The sequence below is a fragment of the Anaeromicropila herbilytica genome (assembly GCF_016591975.1).
GTDB classification, from domain to species: Bacteria; Bacillota; Clostridia; order Lachnospirales; family Lachnospiraceae; genus Anaeromicropila; species Anaeromicropila herbilytica.
The window spans coordinates 563,442-588,355 of record NZ_AP024169.1 but is presented as its reverse complement, the minus strand read 5'-3'; the positions used below and the strand labels follow the sequence as shown (position 1 = coordinate 588,355).

Sequence of the window (24,914 nt, the reverse complement as noted above, 5' to 3'; positions counted from 1 at the left end):
TTGGTGACTTTTCGGTGAGAGATTCGTCACTTTAGGAAACGAAGTTGAAATACCTTACTTCATTAAACAAACTTCCAATTTTTTGTAAACTTGTGTATTTGTGTCGAAAGAAATATAATAAAGCTATAGTTTTGTTATACTTGGATTATATAACGACAAAAAAGCCTACTGACAAACAATATAGAAACAGGAAAGGATGATGTTTATAGATGAAACGGATATTTTTGGTTGAGGACGACAAGGCAATTGCTAAGAACCTTATACTTTTGCTTCGTTCAGAAGGATTTACAGTTACTCACGCACCTACAAGGAGCGATGCCCTTGCAGCACTCGTCGGGAATAAATTTGATTTAGCTCTTATTGATATTTCTTTGCCTGATGGAAATGGCTTTACCATTTGCACTGAAATCAAAGAAACAGGGGATATTCCCGTAATTTTTCTGACAGCTTCCGGCGATGAGTCAAGTGTTGTTACTGGGCTGAATATGGGCGCTGATGACTATATCACCAAGCCTTTTCGTCCGCGTGAATTAATTGCTCGAATTGGAACCGCCCTTAGAAAAAGTGGATGTTCTCCATCAGTCTTTAAAATCTATGGGGTTCATGTCGATACGACAAGTGGCGTTGTGAAAAAGGACGGCAGTGAGGTTTTTCTTTCAGCCCTAGAATACCGATTGTTATTGGTGTTTATTAACAACCCTAAAAGTATTATTACAAGAAATAGGTTACTTGACGAATTGTGGGATGCTGCAGGTGAGTTTGTTAATGACAATACATTAACTGTGTACATAAAACGCTTGCGAGAGAAGATAGAGAACGATCCAGCAAGCCCTAAAATCATTTTGACCGTTCGAGGAACAGGATATCGATTGGGGGACGAGTATGCTACGGAATAGAGAGTTTCGACAGTTTGCTTTTTTATTCTCCATACTAGCTGCGGTGTCTGTGATGTTCGGATTTGCAATCAATATGGCCGCTGGAATCCTTGCCACTTTTTCTGCCCTTACCTTTGGAACAACGTTTGTGTCGTATACCAAAGCTAGGTATAACAGCATTGCACAGATATCAGATCAAATCGATCTTGTTCTTCATAACACTAACCATCTATATATTGGTGATTCGGACGAGGGCGAACTGTCCATTCTTCAAAGCGAGATAAACAAAATGACACTGCGTATCAGAGAGCAAAACGATGCATTAAAAAAAGAAAAAGAACATCTTGCAGATTCGATGGCTGACATTGCCCATCAACTTCGAACCCCTCTCACTTCCGTGAACCTTATTCTGTCATTGTTAGAGAATACCCCTGACGAAAATGACCGTAAAGCATTAATACGAGAAACTAAAGGATTGTTTGTTCAGATGGATTGGTTACTTACCTCCCTGTTGAAATTATCCCGCCTTGACGCGGGCATTGTGGTGTTTCAAAGCAAGCAAATTGATGTGAACGATCTTGTATGCACAGCGTGTCGTCCGTTCCTGATTCAATTGGAGCTGCATGATATTACTATACAAACCGACGTGCCGAAAGAAGTAATGATTGAGGGTGATTTAAGTTGGCTTTCTGAAGCAATTCAGAACATCCTCAAAAACTGCATAGAAAGTGCAGACGAACATGGGAAGATTGAGATTGTATGCAGAGACAACCCTTTGTTTACCGAGATAACCATTCACGATAATGGCAAGGGCTTAGAAAAAGAAGATATCCCCTGTCTGTTTGACAGATTCTATCGTGGAAAAAATACAAGTGCAACAGGATATGGGATTGGACTGGCTCTCTGTAAGATGATTATAACAAGGCAAAGCGGGACAATTACCGCTAAAAATCACCCACAAGGTGGTGCGATATTCTCCATTCGTTTCCCAAAGTGACGAATCTCTCACAGAAAAGTCATCAAGATGTAAGTTGAACGTTCTATTATATGGGTAATGGTTACAGAAAGGAGGATCACATAATGGAGCTATTAAGAGTTGAAAATCTATGCAAGGTCTATGGTAAGGGCGCAAACCAAGTTGTTGCACTTGACCATGTTTCGCTTACAATCGAAAAAGGGGAGTTTACCGCAATCATCGGTTCCTCTGGCTCTGGTAAATCTACATTACTTCACATCATCGGAGGCGTGGACGTTCCAACAAGCGGAAAGGTGTATTTGAACGGACAGGATGTATATGCAGGAAATAATGATCAACTAGCCATCTTTCGCAGACGACAAGTTGGACTAATCTATCAGTTTCACAACCTCATTCCCACACTGAATGTAGTGGAAAACATTACCTTGCCTATTCTGATGGATAAACGTAAAGTCAACAAGGAGAGACTTGATGACTTACTTGAGCTACTTGGACTACAAGACCGTAAAACGCATTTACCTAATCAGCTTTCGGGTGGTCAGCAACAGCGTGTCTCCATAGGACGCGCTTTGATGAACGCCCCTGCGGTCATGCTAGCAGACGAACCTACAGGAAGTTTAGACAGTAAAAATGGACATGAAATCATCAAACTACTAAAAGAAAGCAATAAAAAATATGGACAAACCCTTATCCTCGTTACGCATGATGAAAATATTGCGATTCAAGCAGACCGCATTATTGGCATATCTGACGGTAAAGTAGCGCGTGATGAAAGGTTGGTACAGTCATGAACATTTTTAACAAAGTCACCCTGCAAAGCATGAAAAAGAGTCGTACACGAACGACCGTTACAATTATCGGAGTTGTTCTGTCCGCTGCGATGCTTACGGCAGTTGCTACCTTTGGTACTACACTATTGACTTTTTTAGTAAATGGTTCTATCGAAAAACATGGCGGTTGGCACGTTGAGTTTTTGAATGCTTCTTCCTCGTTTGTTCAGGAGCAAGCTCACGAGAATGGAGTTTCAAGCACCGCAACATATGAAAATATTGGATATTCAACACTTAATGGTGGAAAAAGTCCCGACAAACCCTATCTTTTTGTTGCTGGATTCAGTGAAGAGGCCTTTGATAGCTTACCCATAAGCTTGATTTCCGGCAGATTTCCTAAAAATAGTAGCGAGATTCTTGTTCCGTCCCACGTCGCCACAAAAGGTGGTGTTAGATTCAAGGTTGGCGATACTTTTTCACTTGCTGTTGGAAGCCGTATGAATGGAAATAAGCATCTTAATCAACACGACCCTTACTTAACGGTTGGAAAATTAGGAGAAGGACGAGAAGTTCTCGTGCCAAAATCAGAAAAAATCTATACAGTTGTTGGCATCTGCGACAGACCAGGATTCGAGGAACATTCGGCGCCTGGATATACCTTGATAACGAAAGCAGATCCTAACGACAAACCGGATAACTTCAGCCTATTTGTCACACTAAAAAACCCTCGCATGGTAAAGTCTTACATAAGCAGTTCAGCTAAAAACCAAGCTTATATCTTAAACGATAATGTGTTGCGCTTCATGGGTCTTTCAAGTGATAAACTGATTAACACTCTTCTGTATACGATTATTGGCATTTTGGTTGCCATAATAATGTTAGGCTCAATATTTCTAATCTATAACTCATTCCATATCTCAATGAACGAACGTACGCGCCAGTTTGGAATTCTTGCATCGGTGGGGGCAACATCAAAGCAGTTGCGTAATTCAGTGTTATTTGAGGGACTTTGCATTGGTTTGGTTGGCATACCGATTGGCATTCTAGTTGGCATAGGCAGTATCTGGCTTCTAATTCCTATTGTTGCTAAGGATTTTGAAAACATCGCCTACAATAGCGTTCCTTTAACCTTGTCGGTATCCTCTCTGGCGATTACCTTCGCAGTGGCGGTCAGTTTGGTTACCATTTTGATATCTGCTTATATCCCAGCCAGAAAAGCCGCTAATACTCCCGTGATGGAGAATATACGCCAGACCAATGAAGTCAAAATCGAATCAAAAGACATAAAGACGTCAAAACTTGCACAGAGTATTTACGGTTTGGAGGGAACACTTGCCCTAAGGAACTTTCAGAGGAATAAAAATCGTTATCGCAGCATTGTCCTATCCCTTGTATTAAGCGTCGTACTGTTCGTATCGGGAAGTGCTTTTGGAACAACTATAAAACGACTATCAGAACGGTATATCATGGACATGGACTATGGCATCTTATTTAACGCACAGGACATGGAATTTAGCAAAATGATTCCTCTTTATGACAAACTTAAAAAAACAGATGGGATTTACGATAGTTCGTACCAAGCGATTTTATCTTATTCATGCTTAGCTAAAGCAGGCGATTTTTCAGACTGTTACCGAAAATATAAAGGTTATACTAATTCAGACCAAATGATTCATCTACCAATGGACATTCAATTTATCACAGACCGCCAATATATCCATTTTATAAAAAAACTAGGTTTCTCCACAGAAGAATATACTGGGCAGAATGCAAAAATGATTGCATTTGCAAAACAGCGAGTCAACCAAAAAAATGGGTCAAAAACATATGATATGTTTGCACGTCGTTCCAAGACTTTACGTGTTGCTCCAGAAACAAATGACAAACCAAATAAGGAGAAAGAGCAACGAATAAACATTACATTTGTCGATACGTACCCAATCGATCCTCCTCCGAAGCAAGCTTTCATTCCAGAGCAGACTCCATATGTTTTTATGGTGGTGGCTCCCTACTCGTTGAAAGAGAAGTATGTAACCCCAGATACCCATGCGAATATAGGGCTGAACTTTCAGTCCAAAAATCCTTCTCAATCGGTAACGGAAATAGAATCGATAATTCAGGGTACAGGAATAACATCTTCGTATACTCTATACAATGCGTACGCAGTACTTGAACAAGACCGTAGTTTGACATTCGTTATTAATCTGTTCACCTATGTTTTTGTTATCATGATATCTCTGATTGCAGTTGCCAATGTGTTCAACACAATTTCCACGAATATCAGACTACGAAGGCGAGAGCTTTCCATGCTCCGCTCAGTGGGGATGTCCGACCGTGATTTCAATAAGATGATGACATTCGAGTGTATCTTTTATGGCACGAGGACGTTACTATTCGGACTTCCAATAGCTACACTCTCTTCGTGGCTGATCTACGAAGGATTGGCAGGTGCTGAAAGGATGGGTAACTTCGATTATATATTCCCATGGGGAAGTATGGCAATCAGCGTGTTCAGCGTGCTCTTTATTGTGTTCATTACCATGCTGTATGCTATTAGCAAGATAAAAAAAGAAAATATTATTGACGCACTTCGGGATGATATGACTTGATTCAAACTTTTTCATCTTACGTTCCATTTCCTCACTTTGTTCGCCAAACAACCAAAAGAGACACTCGTTTGAGTGTCTCTAAAGTATAACGAAAGAACTTTATAATTTACTATCTATGATATTGGGGTCAAAAGCCTTATTTAAGTTTGCTGAGTGTAGTTCACTGTATAATTATGAATTATGGCTACCTTTCCCTTAATAAAGTTTACAAAACAAACTTATCATATTTTTTACAAGCCTCAAAACAATTGTCGTAAAGTCTTTTTTAATTATTAATTAATAGCGCTTAATATGTCTTTCCAAAAACTGCCATCTGTTTTAACATTACTACTTAAGCTTTTATACATAACTTTATACTCTGCATGATCTCCCATTACGTGTGGAACATATAGACTAATGACAATCGCATCTTTTGTCAAATAGCAGTAAGTTTGATATGTATTTTTGTTCTTATCCATATTGTCAGATTGTTTAATACTATCTATTAATTCCTTGTCATCTAGATTATTTAAATATTCAGCCATCTGAGTTTGCAATTTTTTATCACTAGTGCTATAGGTCACGTAAATTCCCTTTTTTAAAGCTTTAACAAAGTTTTTGTTTATTAAAACCATATCAGATAGCTTTATTGCTTTTGCATTCTTCATATCTATATTAGTGGTGTAAAAAACGTTAGTCGGATAAGCAGCACCGGGATAATTTTCTTCGCCACTATATTGAATGCTTAACAATGATTTAGTTGATAAAGTAATCTTATATTTTACTTCCAAACTCATTTTACTATCCTTATTAGTATGATAAGATAAAGCATATTTTTTTATTATATTATTAATAGCACTTTGATTTTTACTGTTTTTTAATCCAGTAATTTTTGGATAGTTAATTCTAATATTATTGTTCTTGTATACGACATTTGATATTTTGTATGCTTCTTCTGAAGATACATCTTTTTTGACAATACTTGCTGGATTATAGCGACTCATCTGTTGTGTATAGATATTTTCCATATGAGAGTCAGTCTTAGTGTTTGATTGTGCAAGTGCTTTGGTGCTAAAGCTCGTCATAATAATTCCAATAGAAACAATTGTGCATAATAATTTAGTTTTCATAAATATTTCCTCCTAAGGTTAAACCTTGTGTTTTATTTTTTGTATCTCTATCTTATTAGACACCACACAGGCGTAAAAAGTTTTAAAATTATATAAATTTTTATACAATCCTATTTCCATTGAATTCTATTAGTAAGATAAAAGAGAAAATATTATTGACGCACTTCGTGACGATATGACTTGATTCAAAATGATATATGATGTCTTGTGGCTAAAATATAGAAACACAGCTGTTTTGATGTGACAATCAAAACAGCTGTGTTTCTTTTTCTAGATATAAGAATTTATTCTAACATTTCATATCTCTTGTCTTATTTTGAAGATAGATTACAGTCAATTTTACTATCTCTTCATTCATAATACTAATATCTAAAATTATAAATTAATCGTTATATTTTTATCGTCCATATCATGAATTTTTTGAAGAATATCAATCTGAATAGTCTTCTCCTCAGCCGTTTCGGCAAATTTAACTTTCTCAACCAACCTATATCCAAATATAAAAAGGATCATCTCCTTGATATAAAGAGATTTTATGTTTGCTATGTCTACATATTTTGAAAAACCTCTACAATAAGCACTTACACATTTCCCGTAATTTTCAACCATATGTGCAACATCTGATTCATCTGCGATTAGGCTAGCAATGTCTTCGCCCAAATATCCCCAGCCACTGGTATCCCAATCTATCAGCATAATTTTCTGTTCGGTATAAAATATATTTTCCACCCAAAAATCTTTGTGACATAGTACTACTGGTAATCGCTCAATGCACTCCCATATCTGATCTGAGTGTTCATCCAGTTCAATAAGCATGTCACATAGATGCTTAGGTATTTCACAGTTCTCTGCACGGATATAATCATACACCTCATACCATGAACGATAATGTACATAGTTTTTTTTACTATATTCCTTACTACTGAGATTTTTGAGTGAATACAGTTCCTCAGGCCTTTGTGCATACATCCTACCTTGAAATCGTCCTAATTCCTCAGCTACCTGCTCATACATTGCACTAGTTAGCATCTGACCCGATATCCCCTCAATATATTCCATCCATAGTTGTGTTTCATCTTCTAATAATTCCGCATAATAGCATTTTGGCCAACGAAATAAGTCAGAAAACACCGTATCCAGATTAGCAGCGTAAAGATCATACTCTCTTCGCCATGAATCAGGATCTGCAAAACGTTCCCATCTCTTTTGTCTCTTATAGACAACCTTGTAAGGTAATTCCTTCCTCTCTTTGGTTATTGCTACTCCATATACCAACTTTACCGCTCCTACAGTTCCACCTTTTAGCTGTTCCATTTCATAACTTACTTCTATAATTTCTTCACTCAGAGCTTTTCCTAATACCTTAATTAAGGTTTCCGATATACTACTTTCACTTATTCTCATATTTAATGTTTCCTTTCATTGCTTTTCTTTTGTCTATTTTGTATCACATTCTTTTTATTTCGTGCATCCTTATCACGCAGAAAAAAACTTCTTTCAGCCGTAAATTTTGCTTCCTGTTTCATTTTCAAGTAGCTTTCCCAACGCTCTAAGGATAGTTCACCACTTTCTATTGCAGATTTCACAGCACAACCAGGCTCTGTTTCATGTTTGCAATCAGAAAACTTACAATTTCCTATATATATCTCGACATCCGCAAAAACTTCACCAATCCCATCGGATACCTCCCACATACCCAACTCACGCATACCAGGTGTATCTATTACAATTGTGCCGTTTGGAAGCATTAATAGCTGGCGATGAGTCGTGGTATGACGTCCGCGACTATCTTCTTCACGAATATTACTGACTTGCATAACCTCACTACCAGCCAACGCATTAACAAGACTTGACTTTCCCACACCTGAGGATCCAAGAAAGACAATCGTTTTGCCTGGTAGCAAATAGTTAGATAAACCTTCCAGTCCATATCCTGTCTTTGCACTGATTGAGTGAACTTTAACTCCTGCTGCTACTTTTTCAATCTTCTTTAGCAGCTCTTCATAATCTTCTGCAAGATCTGCTTTCGTCAGTAACACAACTGGCATCGCCCCTGACTGCCATGCCAATGCCAGATAACGTTCCAATCTCCTCACATTTAAGTCATGGTTCAGTGACTGCATAACAAATACATAATCAAAATTTGCTGCTACTACCTGTTCCCTCACAGTCTTTACATATCCCACTGCATGCCCTGAATAATCACTCCTAGAAAATTTTGTTCTCCGATGAAGTGTTTGAATAATCTGACTATCACCATCAGGGTTATATTTTATCATCACAAAATCTCCAGTCGTTGGAAAATCTTGTGCCGAGTCTGTATAATATACACTGGATTTTAACTGTCCATAGATTTCTCCCTGCTCACAAATGAGCGCATACCTTTCTTTATGAACAGCTGTAATCCTTGCTGGAATTCCTATACTATTTTGTTGGATCAAATCTGGTGTTAAACCATAATTAGTTAAATCTACCATGTACTACCTCCATAAAATTCTGTCTTTTAATTTGATTATCGTTGCTCATTATCAATCTCCCTTCTATTATTTCATCAACCATATTACACTAACGTCCGTGCCTGCAACTTACTCGCAAGCCTAATTACAACATGTGAAATCTTCTTTCTTTCACTCTGTCTCTTAAAAAAGGGCATAAAAATACCGCAGATAGCACCTCTGTTAAGGGCTACAACTGCGGTTATTTTTACACACAAAGCAAACACACCAAAAAGTGTGCTTCAACCAAAAGCTATAGAATCAACGATAGGTTACTTAATAATGGCATAGCTTTGCCGAGGCATCATACTACCATCAAACATTACCACTGCCACTGCTCTATTCAATTTAAGAAACAGCCACCTCAACTATTTCTGCCATCTAGAACATCTCCTTTCGTCTTCCATTATACGGAATTTATATTTAAAATATAACATTAATTTCCTAGTTTTTCAACCTTAAATTTTTTTATTAAATAAATAGATAATCTATTTTTACAGATCAGCTAAATCAGTCCTTTTATCTTCACTTTACCGCATAACAGGATAATCCAAACCAAAATAGCAATTACCGTAGTGGATATCATAATGATTCCCAAGCCATGTATCATATTGCTCCATGCTAAAGAACCTAATGCCATTCCTATGCTACCTAAAATGGTATGTACTGCATTAATTAACGAAGAAGCAGAGCCAATGTCTTCACTTTGCTGATCCAACAAGATGTTCGTACTAAAAGGGCGAACTGCTCCTTCAACTAAAGTAAATGGAAGATATGAAATTAAGAATACCAAAGGTGCATGGTTACCAATGAAAAGTACACAAAATCCACTAGCTAACGCTACACCAAAGCAACACCACGTAAATGTGCGGGCGCGTAACTTTCCTATAGAGCGAATATATATAATCGGCCCAAGAATAGCTAAAGCTGAGTTAATCGCGAAATAATAACTGTATGTCTGAACGTTTAAGGCAAAGTAGTTTTGATATATATAGGAAGACACTGTTACATACGCCATATAAGGCGCTGCCAGCATTGCCGCAACAAATAAAAAGCTGCTGAATCCTACATTCTTTCCTACTACTACTAAACGCATTAATGCACCTGCTAAACTTCCGTTATACCTCTCTGACTGCGACAAAGTTTCCTGAAACATAAGTGCCACTACTAATGTCAGTAGCCCTATCAAAGCAAGGACGAAAAAAGTTTCCCTCCATTCTGCCATACGTAAAATAGCTGCCCCTACAATTGGCGCTATCATTGGTGCGATTACACCCATAGCTTGAACGATAGCTAGGACTTTACTTTTTAATTTATCCGAAAAACAGTCTTTTACCAAAGCAGTTGAAATAGCCATAACACCTCCAGCACCTAATGACTGAACGATTCGATATAGAATTAGTTGATATATTGACCCTGATAGTGCACACACAAAACTCCCGACTGTGTACAACATCAAACATACAATAAGAATAGGTTTTCTACCATATTTATCACTAAGAGGTCCAAAGATAATGATACCGATAGCAAAAAAGAGATAGAACGCAATTAAAGTTAGATTCACCATTGAATATGTAGTATTAAAATAAGTTGCCATTGTTGGCATTGCAGGTAAATATAAATCAATTGACAGTGGTATAAACATTCCCATTAAAGAAATGAATAGAATTAACCCTTTTGGTCCCAAATGCTTTTGTGGCATTCGTAAATTTGTTGATTGCTTATTATTAACTTTCATATAATTATCTCCTTGTTAATTGTATTATAGAAAATGATATTCCTTGATAGATACGATACGTTTACCTCATAACAAAAAAAAGACAAGTTATCAACCAACAATGTTGATAACTTGTCCAGCACGCGTATGTACCCTCCGTTATTCTTTGATGATAACCCAAAGAATCTTTAAAGTCAATGGTCCAATTGATAAATACCTTTCTTAACTAATCGTTCTTCCAGCAATATATAATATTAATTTTGCCTCTTCTTCGGGTGACTTCAAGCAATCGGAATCAATCCATTCTTTCAGTAGTCTTACAGTTCCATACTGAACATATGAAGCGATTGCCTCCTTTTTATCCATATCAAGATCTTCTGGCAGATTCCGAATGACCATCTGATTAAACTGTGGCAGTGAGATTCTGATATGGCTGATTAAGTCATAATTTCCTTGATCTAACACAAGTTTTGCAAATTCCAGATTGTCTTTCATATATTGTAGAACCTTAGTAAGGCATTCATCAATATGTCTACCTGCTGCCATATCATTTATAATAGTATATGAAGTGCTTTTTATGTACTCTTCTGCTATTTCATTCAATACATCATATTGACTGCCATAGTGATTATAGAATGTACTACGATTGATTCCTGCAATCTTGCATAATTCTTTGATGGATATTTTATTAATATTACGTGTCCTTAACATTTCTAACAAAGCCTCACAGACCAAACGTTTCGTTAACATAATCCTCTGATTGATATTTTTATCTGACATAGCGTCTCCCTTGAATTCGACATTTTGAAAACATCTGTCGGTTGCAAAATAGACAGTTGTTGATATTATTATAAAGTACTGATGAAAATAGTCAATGAAGGGAGTCACTAAATTGAAAAAGAGAATGAAGAAAATAATAAAAATATTAATTGTATGCATTATAACCCTGATAATATTTATAATTGGTTACCATATCAAAGAAAGTGTGCGCATTAATTCCATCTTGAAATCACACAAAACAGAGCAAAATAATGTAGTAATCCACAATGAGGATAGCAATTCGAAACACATTACAACTGCAGTTCAGCAGATTATGATCGGATCCATGTGTAACAATTATGACAATGCTTTACAGACATTACTAGATATCAAAAATGCAGGTTATGAGGCTATTGAGTTAAATGATTTTATGATCCACAAGTCCTCTATTATGATAAAACTTATGACAAAGTTCTCTGGAATGCCAATTGGTAATGGTGGCAAGCTTAATTGGCCAAAGCTAATCAAAGAAAGTGGTCTAAAAGTCATCAGTCTACATAGTGATCTTGGAAGCATTGAAAATGATGCGAAAGCTATCGCTGATGAAGCGAAAAAGTTCGGGACAGATACTGTAGTTATTACTGGTATGTACCGATTTGATTATAGTAGTCTAAAGGACGTAGAAAAACTTGCAAAGCGTCTTAATAAGGCTGGAAAAGCTCTTTCAGAACAAGGAATCCGTCTTTTGTATCATAATCATAATTGTGAGCTACAAAAGGTAACCCCTGATAAAACAGCTTACCAAGTTATCATTGAAGAAACCGATCCTCAATACGTCAACTTCGAATTTGATAGTTACTGGATGGCCGATGGAGGTGCTAATGTTTTCGCTTTGATGGAACAACTGGGAAGCAGGATGAAATTATGGCATATTAATGATCGTGGTTGCACCAAATCAGGTCCTTATATGACACCTATACTAAAAGAAAATGCTACAGAATTAGGAAATGGAAATATGGATCTGGATACACTCTCAGCAATCGCAATAAAAAACGGTGTAGAAGGTGTCGTATTAGAAACTCATCAAAATTGGGTAGATCATGATCCAATTAAGAGTCTTGAAGTTAGTGCAAAGTATATGCTTGAGCATTTTGGTGGGAAATAGAATAATAAAGAATGATGCTTATATGAAAAGAGTCCACATTAATATGACATGTGAACTCTTTTTATGTTTTAATAAAACACTTGACTATTTTAAAACATATGTGTATTTTATCAATTAAAGAGATTGTTCAATATCAAATTTATTTTAACGTTAAACATTGCTTATTAGCACCAACAATACAAAATCCTAAGGAAGCTGCTATACATATAGAAAGTTTTATGTTAATTGGCGCAGAATCTTAAAATATATTTAGGAGGAACTTTATGCAGCACGTAACTACAAGTTTAATGACAAAAAAAGCTCTTGCCGAATCATTCAAAAAAATTCTAGAACAAAAACCTTTAGGGAAAATATCTGTGAGAGAAATTATTGAGGATTGTGGTGTAAACCGCAAAACATTTTATTATCATTTTGAAAACGTATATGATTTACTTCAATGGATCTTCAAGGAGGAAGCAATTGAAATTGTTAAACAGTATGATCTTATTGTAGATTATCAGGATGCAATTAACTTTATGCTTAATTATTTAGAAAACAATAAACATATCTGCAATTGTGTGTTTGATGCTTTAGGAAGGGATGAACTTAAACGCTTTTTTCAAGAAGATTTCTTTTCTATCATCGGGAATACCGTATACCAATTAGCTGAAGGGAAAAAGATACCGAGAGATTACCTTGATTTCCTTATCAATTTCTATACGGAAGCACTTGCATCTTTACTAATAGATTGGATAAGAAATAAAGAAAACGAAAGCCAAAAAAAGATGATTCAATATATTTCATTCACACTTTATGAAACAATTAATCAAGTTATTACGAAAGCTGAACTTGAATTTAATTAATCCCTATTATTATTTTACTAACTAAAAAAGGTGATGGAGCCTTGTAATTTTAGAGCTCAATCACCTTTGCATTCATATCTTTTACATAATAATTAAACCACTATCACTGGATTTTATGTATTATTCAACTATATATCCTTCAACCGTTTTTAATAGAGAATCTGACATTTCTGACATCTGAAAAGCAGTAGACGATATTTCTTGCATTGTTGCATACTGCTCTTCAACACTTCCACTGACTTCTTCAGTACCTGCCGCCATTTTTTCAGCTGTTTTTGTAATTTGAGATAATGTCTGGTTTACTTCGTACACGGTCTGTACTTGCTGTTGTGTTGTATTATCTATCTCTTTAATCTGAATTACAATGCTTTTTATGCTATTTAATATCTTATCAAAATTTTCCTTGGCAATATTAACATCAGTTATTCCCGATTCAATTAGTACAGCAACATTATTTGTAGAATATACCGCCATATCAGTTTTTTTCCTATTCTCTTGAATTAGTTTTACTATTTCATTTGCTGCCATATTACTTTGGTCAGCAAGTTCTCTTATCTCCTCTGCAACCACACTAAAACCTTTACCAAATTCTCCAGCTCTGGCCGCTTCTATTGCAGCATTTAATGCTAGTAAATTAGTTTGTGCTGAAATATTAGTAATCAAAGTTACAATTTCACTTATTTGTAATGAAGAGTTATCTAATTCTTTAATAGCCCGAGCTACTTCCGATGAAGACATAGAAATCTTTTCAATAGAGGATGAAACATCATTCAGTGTTACCGTTCCTTTTTCAGCTAATTGGTGAACTGCGTTACTGCTGATACTTGTCTTTTGGACTGCTTCTGCTGTTTCTTTTGCTAGTTCATTAACCGTGATCAAGTCGTGATTTGATATTTCTACAATTTCCACATTCGTTTGTGCTCCTTGTGTAATCCCCTGTATAGATTGGGCAATTAAATCTAAAGCATTGCTTGACTCTTCTGTTGTTTGGGAGAGTTGTTGACTAAAAATAGCAACCTGTTCTGATGAACTCCTCACATCACTCACCATATCTTGCAGTTTGTCCATTGTATAATCAAATGCTATAGCAAGTTTACCTATCTCATCCTTACTATGTATGTTGATTCTATCTGTTAAGTCTCCTCCATTTTGAGAAATATTATTTAGCTTAATGGTAACTTCCCTTATAGGTCTAACGACAACCTGATATGTGAACACAGAAAAACTTATACCAATGGCAGATGCAACAATAATAAGGCAAATAAAAATAAATATTATTCTATGAAAATCATTTTGGCTCTTATCATATAACAAATCCACTTGTTCTTTTTGATTTTGAATTAAATTATTGAAGCTATCATTTACTTTTGTTAACCTGTCAGTTATATTTGATTTAATCAAAACAGTTAATTGCTGCATATCCTTACCACTTATAATTGTTGATTTCATAGACTGAAATTCCTGATACACAGTATATAACTCTTTGTAGTCTACATCCTCCTTTACTTTAGGGTTTAGCTTTATATATTGATCCATGCATTTATCAAGCTCTTTTTCACTTACAGCAAGTTTACTTTCTAATGCTCTTTTAGATTCATCATCAGGAGCTATGGCTATTGTAATCATAGATGTACTTATATCATGTATACTTTTCTGTGCTTTTTCTAATTCATAAATCGACTGAACTTTTTTACCATTTATTTCTTTAATTGAATCATTTGTTTTGTTTAATGCAAGTAACCCAATAAAACCAACTAACGCAATAAACAAAATGTAATTTACAGATAGCATCGAGATTTTTGTTACAAATTTTATATTACTAAATATTTTTTTCATTCAAATGATTCCCTCTTAAAATGTATTTTTATTATTTACTCTAACCCAAATAGATTCAGGAACTTTTGCCAAACATTCAATTTCTTTTCTTTTTTCTCTGTTGATTTAACTACTTCTTTTTTCTCAATTTGCTGAGTTTTTAATACAAATTGAACAGATTTCACTTCATTATTTTTCCCTGAGGAAAAGGATACCGTCTTACTTCCATCACCCTTGAGCTCTGATAATACACTATCTATCTGATCATTTACCTCCGAATCCATATTAGCTGTTTTATCTTTAAATTTGCCTGTTCCATCTGCTAAGTCATTTGATCCATTGTACAAAGCAGATACACCCGCAGTTAAATCATTTGTACTTTCGTACAATTTCTGATTACCATTAGCTAATCGTTCACTTCCGTCAGAAAGCTGATTAACACCATCTACGATACCACTATAGGAAGAAACAATTTGAGCTACACCTGTTGTGTAATCATTAATCCCCTTATTAAGCGTTGAATATTTATCAACTAATGTGTTAATACCATCTGATAATTTGCTCATATTGACTAATATCCCGCTAAGACTCTGGTTTAACTCAGCTATTGCAGCATCAAATGTTGCATACTTTGAATTTAACTGACCCGCTCCAGTATATAACTTAGATATTGCTGCAGTGACGTTATTTAAATAAGTTTCCGTTCCTCCAATAGCTGCTGAGTTTCCATTCAAAAGGATAACAAGGCTAGATAACTGATCAATCTGAGCTTTTAGTTGAGCTGCTTGTGATTCATATTTTGTTACATCTTTCATTTGATTGTAAGATTTTGTTAAGGTCGCAATTTGCACATTCATTGAATCAATCGCATTTTTATTGCCTGCCTGGAGTTTATCAATATCCAAGCTACCAGTTGCCATAGCAGCTTTGTACTGTTTGAAACCCACATTTATTTGTAACGTACCTATACCTGTATAGATCTGGTTTATTGCAGTCTTTATTTGAGAAGATGCGTTTACAAGCTCTGTAAGTTTATCCGTTGATAAAGATACTGCAGATAATGATGACTGTATTTTAATCAATGCATCTTTTACTTGTGACGAGCCAGTGTTTAGGGTATCTGATTTACTATTTAAGCGATTCAATGCATCTTGCATTTTACTCACACCTGCTTGTAGTGATTTGACCCCTTCGTTTAGATCTGAAGAACCACCTTTTAAAGCTTTAGCTCCTGACGTTAATGTGTTTGTCCCATCTTTTAATTCAGATACTCCACTATGTAAATCATTAGCTCCGTTATCAATCTTTGCTACGCCGTTAGTAAGTTCTTTGATTTTGTCCTTCAGTTTGGAATCATCAATTTGTATATCCAGATTCAGTTGAACACCATTTATAGTTATTGCATCCATCTCTAAATCATTGACCTGAGCTGTTATTGTTATGTCTGCCCCTTTATTAGGCAGTATAGTGTAAGTTAGTTGCTTATCACTTCCAACATTTACAATTGTAGCATTATCAGAGACGATATTACTGCATTTATTGGTATCCAGCGTAACTGTAGTTTGTAGAGCATAATTTTTATAAAAAGTACTCTTGCAGTTTTCATTTTGTGTAATATTAATTTTAATCTTGAATGCACCAGATTTTCCTGCAATATCATCAGCAGTATATTCTTTTCCATCTATGAAATACTTTACAGATATATTCCAAGGTAATTCCTTGACTTTTAGCGTACCTTCATAATATAGCTTATCTTGTGTATTAGCAAACGTAACCTTATTATTATCTAATGTGATGCCATCCTTCGATGTCATATTGCGCACAGATGAATAGTTTCCATAATCAATAATATTACCCTTCTGGTCAAAAATATTAACTACGTATACTCCGTTCACTGATCCATCGTTATTTAGGATTCCGTATACCACCTCTTCTTTCCCATTATTCTGTTCAGCAGCATAAACTGTATTATTACCTGAACATGTCATTACAACGACTAACAGTAATGACGCCAATTGTTTTATGTGAATTCTTTTTGTTTTATTATCTCTTCCTGTTATCATTCTTCCAACTCCTTATGCTTAAATTTAACTCCTTTTGTGGTTTTTTCAATCAAACGATCTGAAAGATACAGCAATCCAGGTAGTACAAAAAATACAACTGCCATGGATAACAAGGTTCCACCACCAAGTAAAATACCAATTTGCTTCAATATCCCGTGTGTTGTAATATATCCAAGTAAATATCCGATAATAGTCAGAACTGTGCCGGATGTGAGTATTGGTACTGCAACTACGGCAATTGTCTTTTGTATTGCCTTCTTCTTCACATATTTTTCTCTGAACTCCAGATACCTGTGTGCAAATAAAATTGCATAATCCACAGTAGCACCAAGCTGTACAGAACAAATAATAAGATAGGATATATAAAACACTGTATACCCCTTAAAATAAGGAATTGATACATTTATCCATATTGCTGTTTCTATTGCTAGTACAAGTATTACTGGAATGGACCATGATTTGAATACCATTAGAATAACAATAAATATAGCTGCAACTGCAATTAGGTTAACGCGTACATCGTCATCCGTAATGGTATCCATCAAATCATAGGTACTGACGCTTTCTCCTGCAAGATACCATTTCCCAGGATAATACTTTTCTGCTGTAGCCCGAATTTTCTTAACTGTATCAAAAGCTATCTCTCCTTCATATTCCGTTTTAACAGTTAAAACCATACGACTATAATGATTAGATTCCAACTTATTTAACGTATCCTTATCCAGATATTGCATCGGAATCTCTGCTCCCGCATTGTTAACAAAAGATATTATGTCACTAATTTCTGCTATTTTCTTTAGTTCGTTATTCAGTTTTGATTCTGTTGCCGTATCCCCTTTCGGTACCATAAGAACCATATTATTCGATTTTCCAAATACGTTATCTATGGCTAAACTATCCTTACCACTCTGAGTGGAAGAACTAAAAATATGCGAAGATCCATAATAAAAATCATTCTTTTCCCTGGCAATATAACTTGGAACAATAAGTAAGCAAAATATAACAACAAGTGGTATCATTATTCTACTTACTACTTTGCCTAACAGATCAAATTTTGGCATAAAAGAGCGGTGTCTTGTTTTCTCAATCCATTTATCTGATATTATCATGATTACTGGATAGAATGAGAATACTGTCAAAAGACTAAAACACATACCTTTCGCTAGTGCCAGACCTAAATCAGGACCAATCTTAAATCTCATCATTACTAGTGCCGCAAAACCAATAATTAAGGTCAAGCCACATGAGAATATGGTACCAAATGATTTATTTAAAGCCTGTAACATCGCATCTTTTGCAGACAAACCCTGACGTTTTTGTTCCTCATAACTATGTAAAAGAAATACGGAAAAATCTAAAGATACTGCTAATTGCAAAATGTTTCCTGCTCCATTTGTTACAAAGGAAATTGTTCCAAAGATTAGATTAGATCCCTCATTCAATAAAATAGCCGCTCCGATTGAAACCAACATTATAATCGGTTCCACCCAGGAAGTTGTTGTTAAAATAAGAATAAAGAATACGATTGGTATTGCTATTTTAATAATCTTTGCAAGTTCCTGCACGGTTGACTGGGTTGCGACTGCTGTACTAACAGCTGCACCTGTCATCGCATTATCATTTCCAATAAGACCTCGAATTGCATCTACTGCCTTAACTCTCTTATCTGCATCTATTGTAACTATGTACAACGCATTTTTATTTTTATAGTATGTATCTACAACGCTACTATCTTGTGTTTCTAGTGGTTCTTTTACATTTATTGCGTCATCTAACCACATTACATCAGAAACACCATCAATCTTAAGTAATTTTTCTTTATACTTTAGTGCTTCTGGAACTGTTACGTTTGAAATCATAACCCTAGCATTTGGAATACCACCACCAAATTCTTTTTCCATTAGATTAATCGCAACCGTAGAAGAACTACTGTCAGGAAGATAATCATTCATATCATAATCAACCTTAACTTGTGTTTTTAATAGAGCACATATGACTAGTCCTATTGTAAAAATTAAAACAATACTTATTTTATGTTGTAATATCTGGCTAAATACTTTTTTCATTCTCAACCTCTTTTCCTAACAAATATGTATTTTTGTATAAACGGCTATTTATTCTTTTCACCTCTTCTGATAAAAGAATAGCAAGAAATTAAAAGTTCTAAAACGGATAATTAATATCACTTTGTATAAAAATCGGACAAATTGCCTATAATTGTTGGTCAAAAGTATGGTGAAATAAATTTCATATTAGAATCAGAAAAGAACGTCTCCGTATGAAAACGTAAAAATCCAGCAGGTGTTCTCCTGCTGGATAAAAAAAGTACATATAAAAGTAAACTGCTTATTCCGTAACTAGGGCATATGCTGATATTTTTCGAATTCTCCAAGTGATTAACATGGATAGCAGGTAGGAGAACACAATGGTAAGAGCCCCGAAAGCAATTACCCAATATTGATCTACAATAAATCCTGCTTTCATAACACCTGCACTTTTCATGGAAACTGACATCAAGGGATTTGTATAAAATGCGCCTAAAAGTGTTCCGGTTACCACACCTATAATAATTGGAATCGTAAAGCTGATAGACATCTGGCACATCAATTGATAAGTGGTAAAACCAATTGCCTTTTGAATACCAAGTTCACGTTTTTTGCGAATCACTGAGGAACTGATAACAAAATATAGAACCAATGTAACTATAATCAATGTAATGACAAGCATAGCAACTCCCATTAATGCTACTACCTTCTGGTAAGATGCCATCCCCTCTTCCATTCCCTTATCAAAATTTATAGCTGACAGTAACATACTCTTATCAAATCTACTCTCTAAATTTGTAACGAATTTTTCAGCATCTGTTCCTTTATCTAAATAAATATATAAAGATTGGTGCTTAAAGTTTGGATTGAGGCGTACATAATCATCTGCAAGAATGGAGGCGCACAGTCCACCCATCTGAGAACCATTGGATAATCCCACCACTTTAAATTGTTCTTCCTTTTCACCCACATGTACTGTAACCGTATCGCCTACGGTTTTTTCAAGTCTTTCGGCTAATATTCCAGCAAGAGTGATTTCATTCTTGTTTTTAGGATACCTTCCCTCATACACAAGCTTCGTTTCTTTTTTATCATAACTGTCCATGACATAAGTAACCGCTTCAGTACCCTCAATTTTCACTTTCACTTCATCTAAATACTGCACTTTCCATACATGATCCATGCCCTCAATGGTTTTTACTGTTTCCTTTTGATCCTTCTCTGGATTAAGCACAGCAATTGCATTACATATTTCCATACCTGGAACCTCTGCAAAAGCTTTTGTGTCGACTGTAGTATTGTAATACATAACCACGCCGAATACGCCACTAAATGTAACTGCAATAAGAATAAAGATAATCATTATATTTTGCTTCATACTTTGCAACACATTTTTAAGTGCCAATGCAAGTGGTAGATTACTGAATGCTTTTTCAAGCTGTAGATGATTTCTTTTATACTTGCGAACAGTAGTTTGCCCACGCAAGGCATGAATAGGATTTAACTTACTGATACGGTGCGCTGCTAAAAATGCGATCAATATAACAATCAACAGTAATATGAAAAATGCTGCCCCACTGATACCACCATCAAATCCTTGTTCCCATTTTAATCCCGATTGTTGTTCAAAAACAGCAGAGACTGCAGGGAGTACTGGGTAAGAAAGAGCAATTCCGATAATGCTTCCAATACCAGCGATCAATGAAAACTGTAATATAATAGAGAGGATTATTTGTCTACTTGTATAACCGATTGATTTTAAGGAACCTATTTTCATGACATCTTCTTCAATGCTGTTAACAATTCTGAACCGAACAACCAGTAAACATACAATCACAATAATTAAGGAGAACATAACCATCATCGCCGCAACCATGGTTGCCATCATACAACGGGCTAACTTAATCAGCTCAAGGTCAATTACCACCATCATGGTAGACGGATCAGCTGCCATTAACGAAGAAGAATTTAATTTCAATATATCACGGATACCACTTTCAATCACGGATATGTTTTTCACATTATCTACATTCGCAAATACCACATGAGTGAGGTATTCAGGCCTATTTAAAATGCTTCTTACCTTCTGATAAGTATCTTCTGGAAGATAAAAACTGATATAACCGGTATCGCTGGAACTAAAGTAGATGTCCTCAGTATAACCCTTTACCGTAAAAGTGATTGCTTTTTCTTCTTTTGTTTCTTCCTCTGTATATTTAAGTTCAATCTTATCATTCAGCTGATATCCACTGACTGCTTTAAAAATATCCGGAATGTAAACAGACATATCATCCGCTGGCAGATGTTCTCCAACATATTTCCACTTGCTTAATTCTCTTTTTTCATCCATATTGCTGAACATAATTGCGAAAGATTTCTCTTCACCTTTGGATAAGATATTTGCGTTAAGCAAGAGGCCCTCATTTGTTTGCGTTTCCTTAACATGTTTATTTTTATCAATATAAGATTTCACTTCATTAGTGTATATCTTATCTGGCAAGGCAAAATACACATTTGATGGATTAAGTTCATCTTTTAGATTGTTAAAGAAACTACCGTAGTTGATCGTAACCAAAAGACCTGCATTTAAAAGAAGCGCTGCTATGATAAACATGATAACCAAAGTTGTGGAGGCTGATTTTGTTTTTCTTATATTTGCAATTGCATGCATCCATAGTTTATTCACATTACCACCCCATTTCAGTAAGGAAAGTCTTGAGCTTTTCGTGTCGTATTTGATCACCACTCACATATTTACCCAAATCGCATTCCCCAACGATTCCACCGTCTCTTATATAAATAATTCGGTTGCCTCGTCTGGCAGAACGAATATCATGTGTAACCATAATAATGCTTTGACCATCATTATTTATATCAGTTAAAACATCAAGAACCGCAGTTCCCGATGCGGAATTAAGCGCTCCGGTAGGTTCATCTGCAAAAACTACCCTTGGCTTGTTAATCAGGGCACGAACGATGGCAGCACGCTGATTTTCTCCACCCGAGAGCTGAGAGGGAAACTTTCTCCATATCATTTCAGTTAAACCAACTTTTTCGAGTAGTTCTTTTGCATTGGCTACAATAGACTTTTTATCCCCTCTTACCAGAAGACCACTTGCTAAAATATTATCTAGAATGCTCATGTTATCAAGCAAAAACATTTGTTGAAACACAAAACCACAGTTTTGTCTACGAAATACAGCCAACTTGTCGTTATTCAGATTGCCTATTTCAGCGTCAAAAAAGCGAATATCTCCACTAGTAGGTCTATCCATTCCAGATAAAGCGTATAGTAAAGTGGATTTACCCGCACCCGATGAACCCATAATAACAGTAAAATCCCCTTCATAAAATTCAATATCAAGATTTTTTAATACTTGTTGCTCCTGAGTTCCAGACATAAAGCTTTTGTTCAGTTTGTTCGTCTTCAATATAATATTTGCCATTTTCTCTCTCCTTTTTGATATCTGTTAAGCATTTGTAAAATGCCTTGACTCTTTATTTTTATTTGGTTTTACTTATATATATGTTTAAATTTTCACTCCATTTGGTGTTATCATGTAAGTACCAACTATATACTGATAGTGATGAAGGAATTAGGTAGTGAAACAACATTTAATTAAGATTTCTTTTACAGTATATTGTTTTTTCCTTATATTTACAAGTGAGGAGAGTCATTTTACCATATGACAAATGTAACGATACATACTAAATGTTTTTCTTTATATGATGTTAGCTTTTTAAATACATTCCTACAAAAGATGCCGCCTTAAGCTGGTCGAGCTTAGACGGCAAGATTATTGATTATATTATTTGTATCATAAACCGGATTTGTTAACACTAACTTTATCACTTTGATTACACATACATGATTGGTAACGCTTATTGTTATGTCAATCTTAATTCACTTTGCTCAAAAAATTATAGATCCAAAGATTGAGTTCATTATGGAACTTCTTCCTGTCAAAACCAACCGGATCCAGTGCTGGGAAGAATTCCGGTGTAATCATGAATTCTGGAAATGGACTTAAGAAGGAGAAATGTCCTGCATTTTCAACAATTCTTTGCTCAACTTTACCGCTATCAACAACCCCTTCCAGAACAATCCGTGCTTGAAAAGGTTCAATAAATTCGTCTTTTTCAGCATTAATCATTAAAATAGGAATATCCACTCCACTTAAAGCCCCTTTCTCTTTAAACCAAACCGTTCCTGGAGCTAGAAGAACAAGTGAACTAATTTTTTTTTGATGTGATACATGAATCTGTCTAGGCTTCCCGTCCAAGGATTCATTAGGTAATGAAGTTGGAATACCTCCTGCCACTGATAAGGCAGTACATCCACCAGTAGAATGCCCTATGATAGAAATGGAATCTGATTTTATAACCCCTGAATATTTCTCACTTCCAAGGAACCAATCGATAGCAATGTTAATGTGTCTTGGTCTATTTTCCAAATTTTCTACTGTACCTTCTAGCGTATTATTATTGAAATTATTAAAAGGATGTTCCGGCATTCCTACTATAAATCCATGCCCCGCTAAATAATGAGCAAGCGTTCTATAAAGTAGGTTCCCTCCTCCACTTCCATGAGATATAAGCACCAATGGATATCTTCCCTCTTTTGGCTGAGCATTTATTGATACGTCCAAAAGAAACGGACCAATCGCTTCTATCTTTCCTTCCTGATCTGTGGGATACATAACTGACATAGGAAACGAAACTCCACCATTATTATCCACAAGTTCAACCTCATAGTAGCCTACAAAAGACTCATTATCTTCTTCTGTCAATTGGCTCGTGTTTATCTTATCATTTTTCATATTTCAAGCTCCTTTCGATTTTTGCTTTTATACTAACCTCTATTTAGAATCATAGTTTCTCATATACTTCTGTGTCCATAAACAATTTGCTAAACATTTGAGACAGGCCTCACAATGGTATACATCAACAATTAAATCTCTATTACTATTCACTCTCCACTTAGTACCATGGATAACCTTTGCAGGGCAAATATTCTTACAAATATTACATTCTCCACACATTGACTCTATGATTGGCTTATTTTCAGTGCGTAATGGTGCATTAGTCAATACACTGCACATACACAATGCACTTCCATATTCCTGTGTAATTAAGAGATTACTTTTTCCGATCCACCCCAATCCAGCTAACATAGCAATTTTTTTATGTGGTAAAGGAGTCGTTTTTGTATCAACATCAAAAAAACCATTACTAAGATTTCTTTCTGATTGAGCATATGCTTTATATCCTTTTGCTACGATAAAATTAGCTGTCCATTCTGCAAGTTGATCAACAGCTTTCTCCTTTTCAGAAAATTCTGAACAGTCAAAGATGTTTTCTTTTGACAGGCGATAAATATAGCTAGGGCTCAAAGCGACTCCTATCAAGATAGCAACCGGGTACCCTCGTTTTTCATTTTCCGATAACATCGATATATCAACTACTTTGACAATATTAACCCCGTGGCTTTTTAATTCAGAGACCAACTCATTCAACATATTAACCTCAATACTGCTCCACTGCAGTTTCTTATATCAATCATTTCTCTTACCTCCTTATTTTCGTAAAAAAACAGACTCTTTTCTAAAGAATTACCATGTCAGGTTGATTCTCATTATAGATAAAAGTCTGTTTTTTTACTTCTGAATTCTTG

Annotated in this window: 18 protein-coding genes; 6 read left to right on the top strand and 12 right to left on the bottom strand. The window is 35.4% G+C overall.

The window, feature by feature from the left end:
- The first annotated feature begins 209 nt into the window (after window positions 1–209).
- From bsdtb5_RS02510 to bsdtb5_RS02495, 4 genes are all read left to right on the top strand, one after another.
- The gene (locus bsdtb5_RS02510; protein WP_271714479.1) at window positions 210–896 is read left to right on the top strand and encodes a response regulator transcription factor; all 687 of its coding nucleotides are present in this window, start codon (window positions 210–212) and stop codon (window positions 894–896) included.
- Window positions 883–1,872, top strand: coding sequence for a sensor histidine kinase (locus bsdtb5_RS02505; protein WP_271714478.1), 990 nt, complete (start codon window positions 883–885; stop codon window positions 1,870–1,872). Before bsdtb5_RS02510 ends, bsdtb5_RS02505 begins: the two co-directional genes overlap by 14 nt.
- Before the next feature lie 83 nt (window positions 1,873–1,955).
- The gene (locus bsdtb5_RS02500; RefSeq protein WP_271714477.1) at window positions 1,956–2,642 is read left to right on the top strand and encodes an ABC transporter ATP-binding protein; all 687 of its coding nucleotides are present in this window, start codon (window positions 1,956–1,958) and stop codon (window positions 2,640–2,642) included.
- Window positions 2,639–5,230, top strand: a complete 2,592-nt coding sequence (locus bsdtb5_RS02495; RefSeq protein WP_271714476.1) for an ABC transporter permease — start codon at window positions 2,639–2,641, stop codon at window positions 5,228–5,230. Before bsdtb5_RS02500 ends, bsdtb5_RS02495 begins: the two co-directional genes overlap by 4 nt.
- 272 nt (window positions 5,231–5,502) lie before the next feature.
- Here the strand turns inward: bsdtb5_RS02495 and bsdtb5_RS02490 are convergent, their stop codons facing one another.
- From bsdtb5_RS02490 to bsdtb5_RS02470, 5 genes are all read right to left on the bottom strand, one after another.
- The gene (locus bsdtb5_RS02490; protein WP_271714475.1) at window positions 5,503–6,339 is read right to left on the bottom strand and encodes a polysaccharide deacetylase family protein; all 837 of its coding nucleotides are present in this window, start codon (window positions 6,337–6,339) and stop codon (window positions 5,503–5,505) included.
- A gap of 375 nt (window positions 6,340–6,714) precedes the next feature.
- Entirely contained in the window at window positions 6,715–7,743 is a 1,029-nt protein-coding gene (locus bsdtb5_RS02485) for an aminoglycoside phosphotransferase family protein (RefSeq protein WP_271714474.1), read from the bottom strand.
- A 2-nt stretch (window positions 7,744–7,745) separates the two neighbouring features.
- Complete coding sequence (gene rsgA, locus bsdtb5_RS02480; RefSeq protein ID WP_271714473.1) at window positions 7,746–8,816, bottom strand: ribosome small subunit-dependent GTPase A; 1,071 nt, start codon at window positions 8,814–8,816, stop codon at window positions 7,746–7,748.
- Between the two features lie 523 nt (window positions 8,817–9,339).
- Window positions 9,340–10,536, bottom strand: coding sequence for a Bcr/CflA family efflux MFS transporter (locus bsdtb5_RS02475; RefSeq protein ID WP_271714472.1), 1,197 nt, complete (start codon window positions 10,534–10,536; stop codon window positions 9,340–9,342).
- A gap of 237 nt (window positions 10,537–10,773) precedes the next feature.
- Complete coding sequence (locus tag bsdtb5_RS02470; protein WP_271714471.1) at window positions 10,774–11,331, bottom strand: TetR/AcrR family transcriptional regulator; 558 nt, start codon at window positions 11,329–11,331, stop codon at window positions 10,774–10,776.
- A 112-nt stretch (window positions 11,332–11,443) separates the two neighbouring features.
- Here bsdtb5_RS02470 and bsdtb5_RS02465 point away from each other — a divergent pair, with 112 nt between their 5' ends.
- Both bsdtb5_RS02465 and bsdtb5_RS02460 read left to right on the top strand, forming a co-directional pair.
- The gene (locus bsdtb5_RS02465) at window positions 11,444–12,475 is read left to right on the top strand and encodes a sugar phosphate isomerase/epimerase family protein (protein WP_271714470.1); all 1,032 of its coding nucleotides are present in this window, start codon (window positions 11,444–11,446) and stop codon (window positions 12,473–12,475) included.
- Window positions 12,476–12,738: 263 nt separating this feature from the next.
- Window positions 12,739–13,317, top strand: a complete 579-nt coding sequence (locus bsdtb5_RS02460) for a TetR/AcrR family transcriptional regulator C-terminal domain-containing protein (protein ID WP_271714469.1) — start codon at window positions 12,739–12,741, stop codon at window positions 13,315–13,317.
- A gap of 120 nt (window positions 13,318–13,437) precedes the next feature.
- On the opposite strand, the gene bsdtb5_RS02455 is transcribed toward bsdtb5_RS02460, so the two are convergent.
- The 7 genes from bsdtb5_RS02455 to bsdtb5_RS02425 form a co-directional block, all read right to left on the bottom strand.
- Window positions 13,438–15,153, bottom strand: a complete 1,716-nt coding sequence (locus bsdtb5_RS02455; RefSeq protein WP_271714468.1) for a methyl-accepting chemotaxis protein — start codon at window positions 15,151–15,153, stop codon at window positions 13,438–13,440.
- Window positions 15,154–15,188: 35 nt separating this feature from the next.
- Window positions 15,189–17,195: a coiled-coil domain-containing protein gene (locus bsdtb5_RS02450; RefSeq protein ID WP_271714467.1), complete on the bottom strand. Its 2,007-nt coding sequence runs from the start codon at window positions 17,193–17,195 to the stop codon at window positions 15,189–15,191.
- The gene (locus bsdtb5_RS02445) at window positions 17,192–19,261 is read right to left on the bottom strand and encodes an efflux RND transporter permease subunit (RefSeq protein WP_271714466.1); all 2,070 of its coding nucleotides are present in this window, start codon (window positions 19,259–19,261) and stop codon (window positions 17,192–17,194) included. Before bsdtb5_RS02445 ends, bsdtb5_RS02450 begins: the two co-directional genes overlap by 4 nt.
- 280 nt (window positions 19,262–19,541) lie before the next feature.
- Window positions 19,542–21,926, bottom strand: a complete 2,385-nt coding sequence (locus tag bsdtb5_RS02440; protein ID WP_271714465.1) for an ABC transporter permease — start codon at window positions 21,924–21,926, stop codon at window positions 19,542–19,544.
- Window position 21,927: 1 nt separating this feature from the next.
- Window positions 21,928–22,686, bottom strand: coding sequence for an ABC transporter ATP-binding protein (locus bsdtb5_RS02435; protein ID WP_271714464.1), 759 nt, complete (start codon window positions 22,684–22,686; stop codon window positions 21,928–21,930).
- Between the two features lie 453 nt (window positions 22,687–23,139).
- Window positions 23,140–24,060 (bottom strand): alpha/beta hydrolase family protein, encoded by a 921-nt coding sequence (locus bsdtb5_RS02430; protein WP_271714463.1) that lies wholly within the window; start codon window positions 24,058–24,060, stop codon window positions 23,140–23,142.
- 39 nt (window positions 24,061–24,099) lie between these two features.
- Entirely contained in the window at window positions 24,100–24,759 is a 660-nt protein-coding gene (locus bsdtb5_RS02425; RefSeq protein WP_271714462.1) for an epoxyqueuosine reductase, read from the bottom strand.
- Window positions 24,760–24,914: the final 155 nt, after the last annotated feature.

Coding starts and splice junctions, on each gene's coding strand:
- bsdtb5_RS02490 (WP_271714475.1), bottom strand. CDS start 6,339: ATGAAAACTAAATTATTATGCACAATTGTTTCTATTGGAATTATTATG.
- bsdtb5_RS02435 (WP_271714464.1), bottom strand. CDS start 22,686: ATGGCAAATATTATATTGAAGACGAACAAACTGAACAAAAGCTTTATG.
- bsdtb5_RS02455 (WP_271714468.1), bottom strand. CDS start 15,153: ATGAAAAAAATATTTAGTAATATAAAATTTGTAACAAAAATCTCGATG.
- bsdtb5_RS02485 (WP_271714474.1), bottom strand. CDS start 7,743: ATGAGAATAAGTGAAAGTAGTATATCGGAAACCTTAATTAAGGTATTA.
- bsdtb5_RS02510 (WP_271714479.1), top strand. CDS start 210: ATGAAACGGATATTTTTGGTTGAGGACGACAAGGCAATTGCTAAGAAC.
- bsdtb5_RS02450 (WP_271714467.1), bottom strand. CDS start 17,195: ATGATAACAGGAAGAGATAATAAAACAAAAAGAATTCACATAAAACAA.
- bsdtb5_RS02505 (WP_271714478.1), top strand. CDS start 883: ATGCTACGGAATAGAGAGTTTCGACAGTTTGCTTTTTTATTCTCCATA.
- bsdtb5_RS02475 (WP_271714472.1), bottom strand. CDS start 10,536: ATGCCACAAAAGCATTTGGGACCAAAAGGGTTAATTCTATTCATTTCT.
- bsdtb5_RS02460 (WP_271714469.1), top strand. CDS start 12,739: ATGCAGCACGTAACTACAAGTTTAATGACAAAAAAAGCTCTTGCCGAA.
- bsdtb5_RS02470 (WP_271714471.1), bottom strand. CDS start 11,331: ATGTCAGATAAAAATATCAATCAGAGGATTATGTTAACGAAACGTTTG.
- bsdtb5_RS02445 (WP_271714466.1), bottom strand. CDS start 19,261: ATGAAAAAAGTATTTAGCCAGATATTACAACATAAAATAAGTATTGTT.
- bsdtb5_RS02495 (WP_271714476.1), top strand. CDS start 2,639: ATGAACATTTTTAACAAAGTCACCCTGCAAAGCATGAAAAAGAGTCGT.
- bsdtb5_RS02500 (WP_271714477.1), top strand. CDS start 1,956: ATGGAGCTATTAAGAGTTGAAAATCTATGCAAGGTCTATGGTAAGGGC.
- rsgA (WP_271714473.1), bottom strand. CDS start 8,816: ATGGTAGATTTAACTAATTATGGTTTAACACCAGATTTGATCCAACAA.
- bsdtb5_RS02425 (WP_271714462.1), bottom strand. CDS start 24,759: ATGTTGAATGAGTTGGTCTCTGAATTAAAAAGCCACGGGGTTAATATT.
- bsdtb5_RS02430 (WP_271714463.1), bottom strand. CDS start 24,060: ATGAAAAATGATAAGATAAACACGAGCCAATTGACAGAAGAAGATAAT.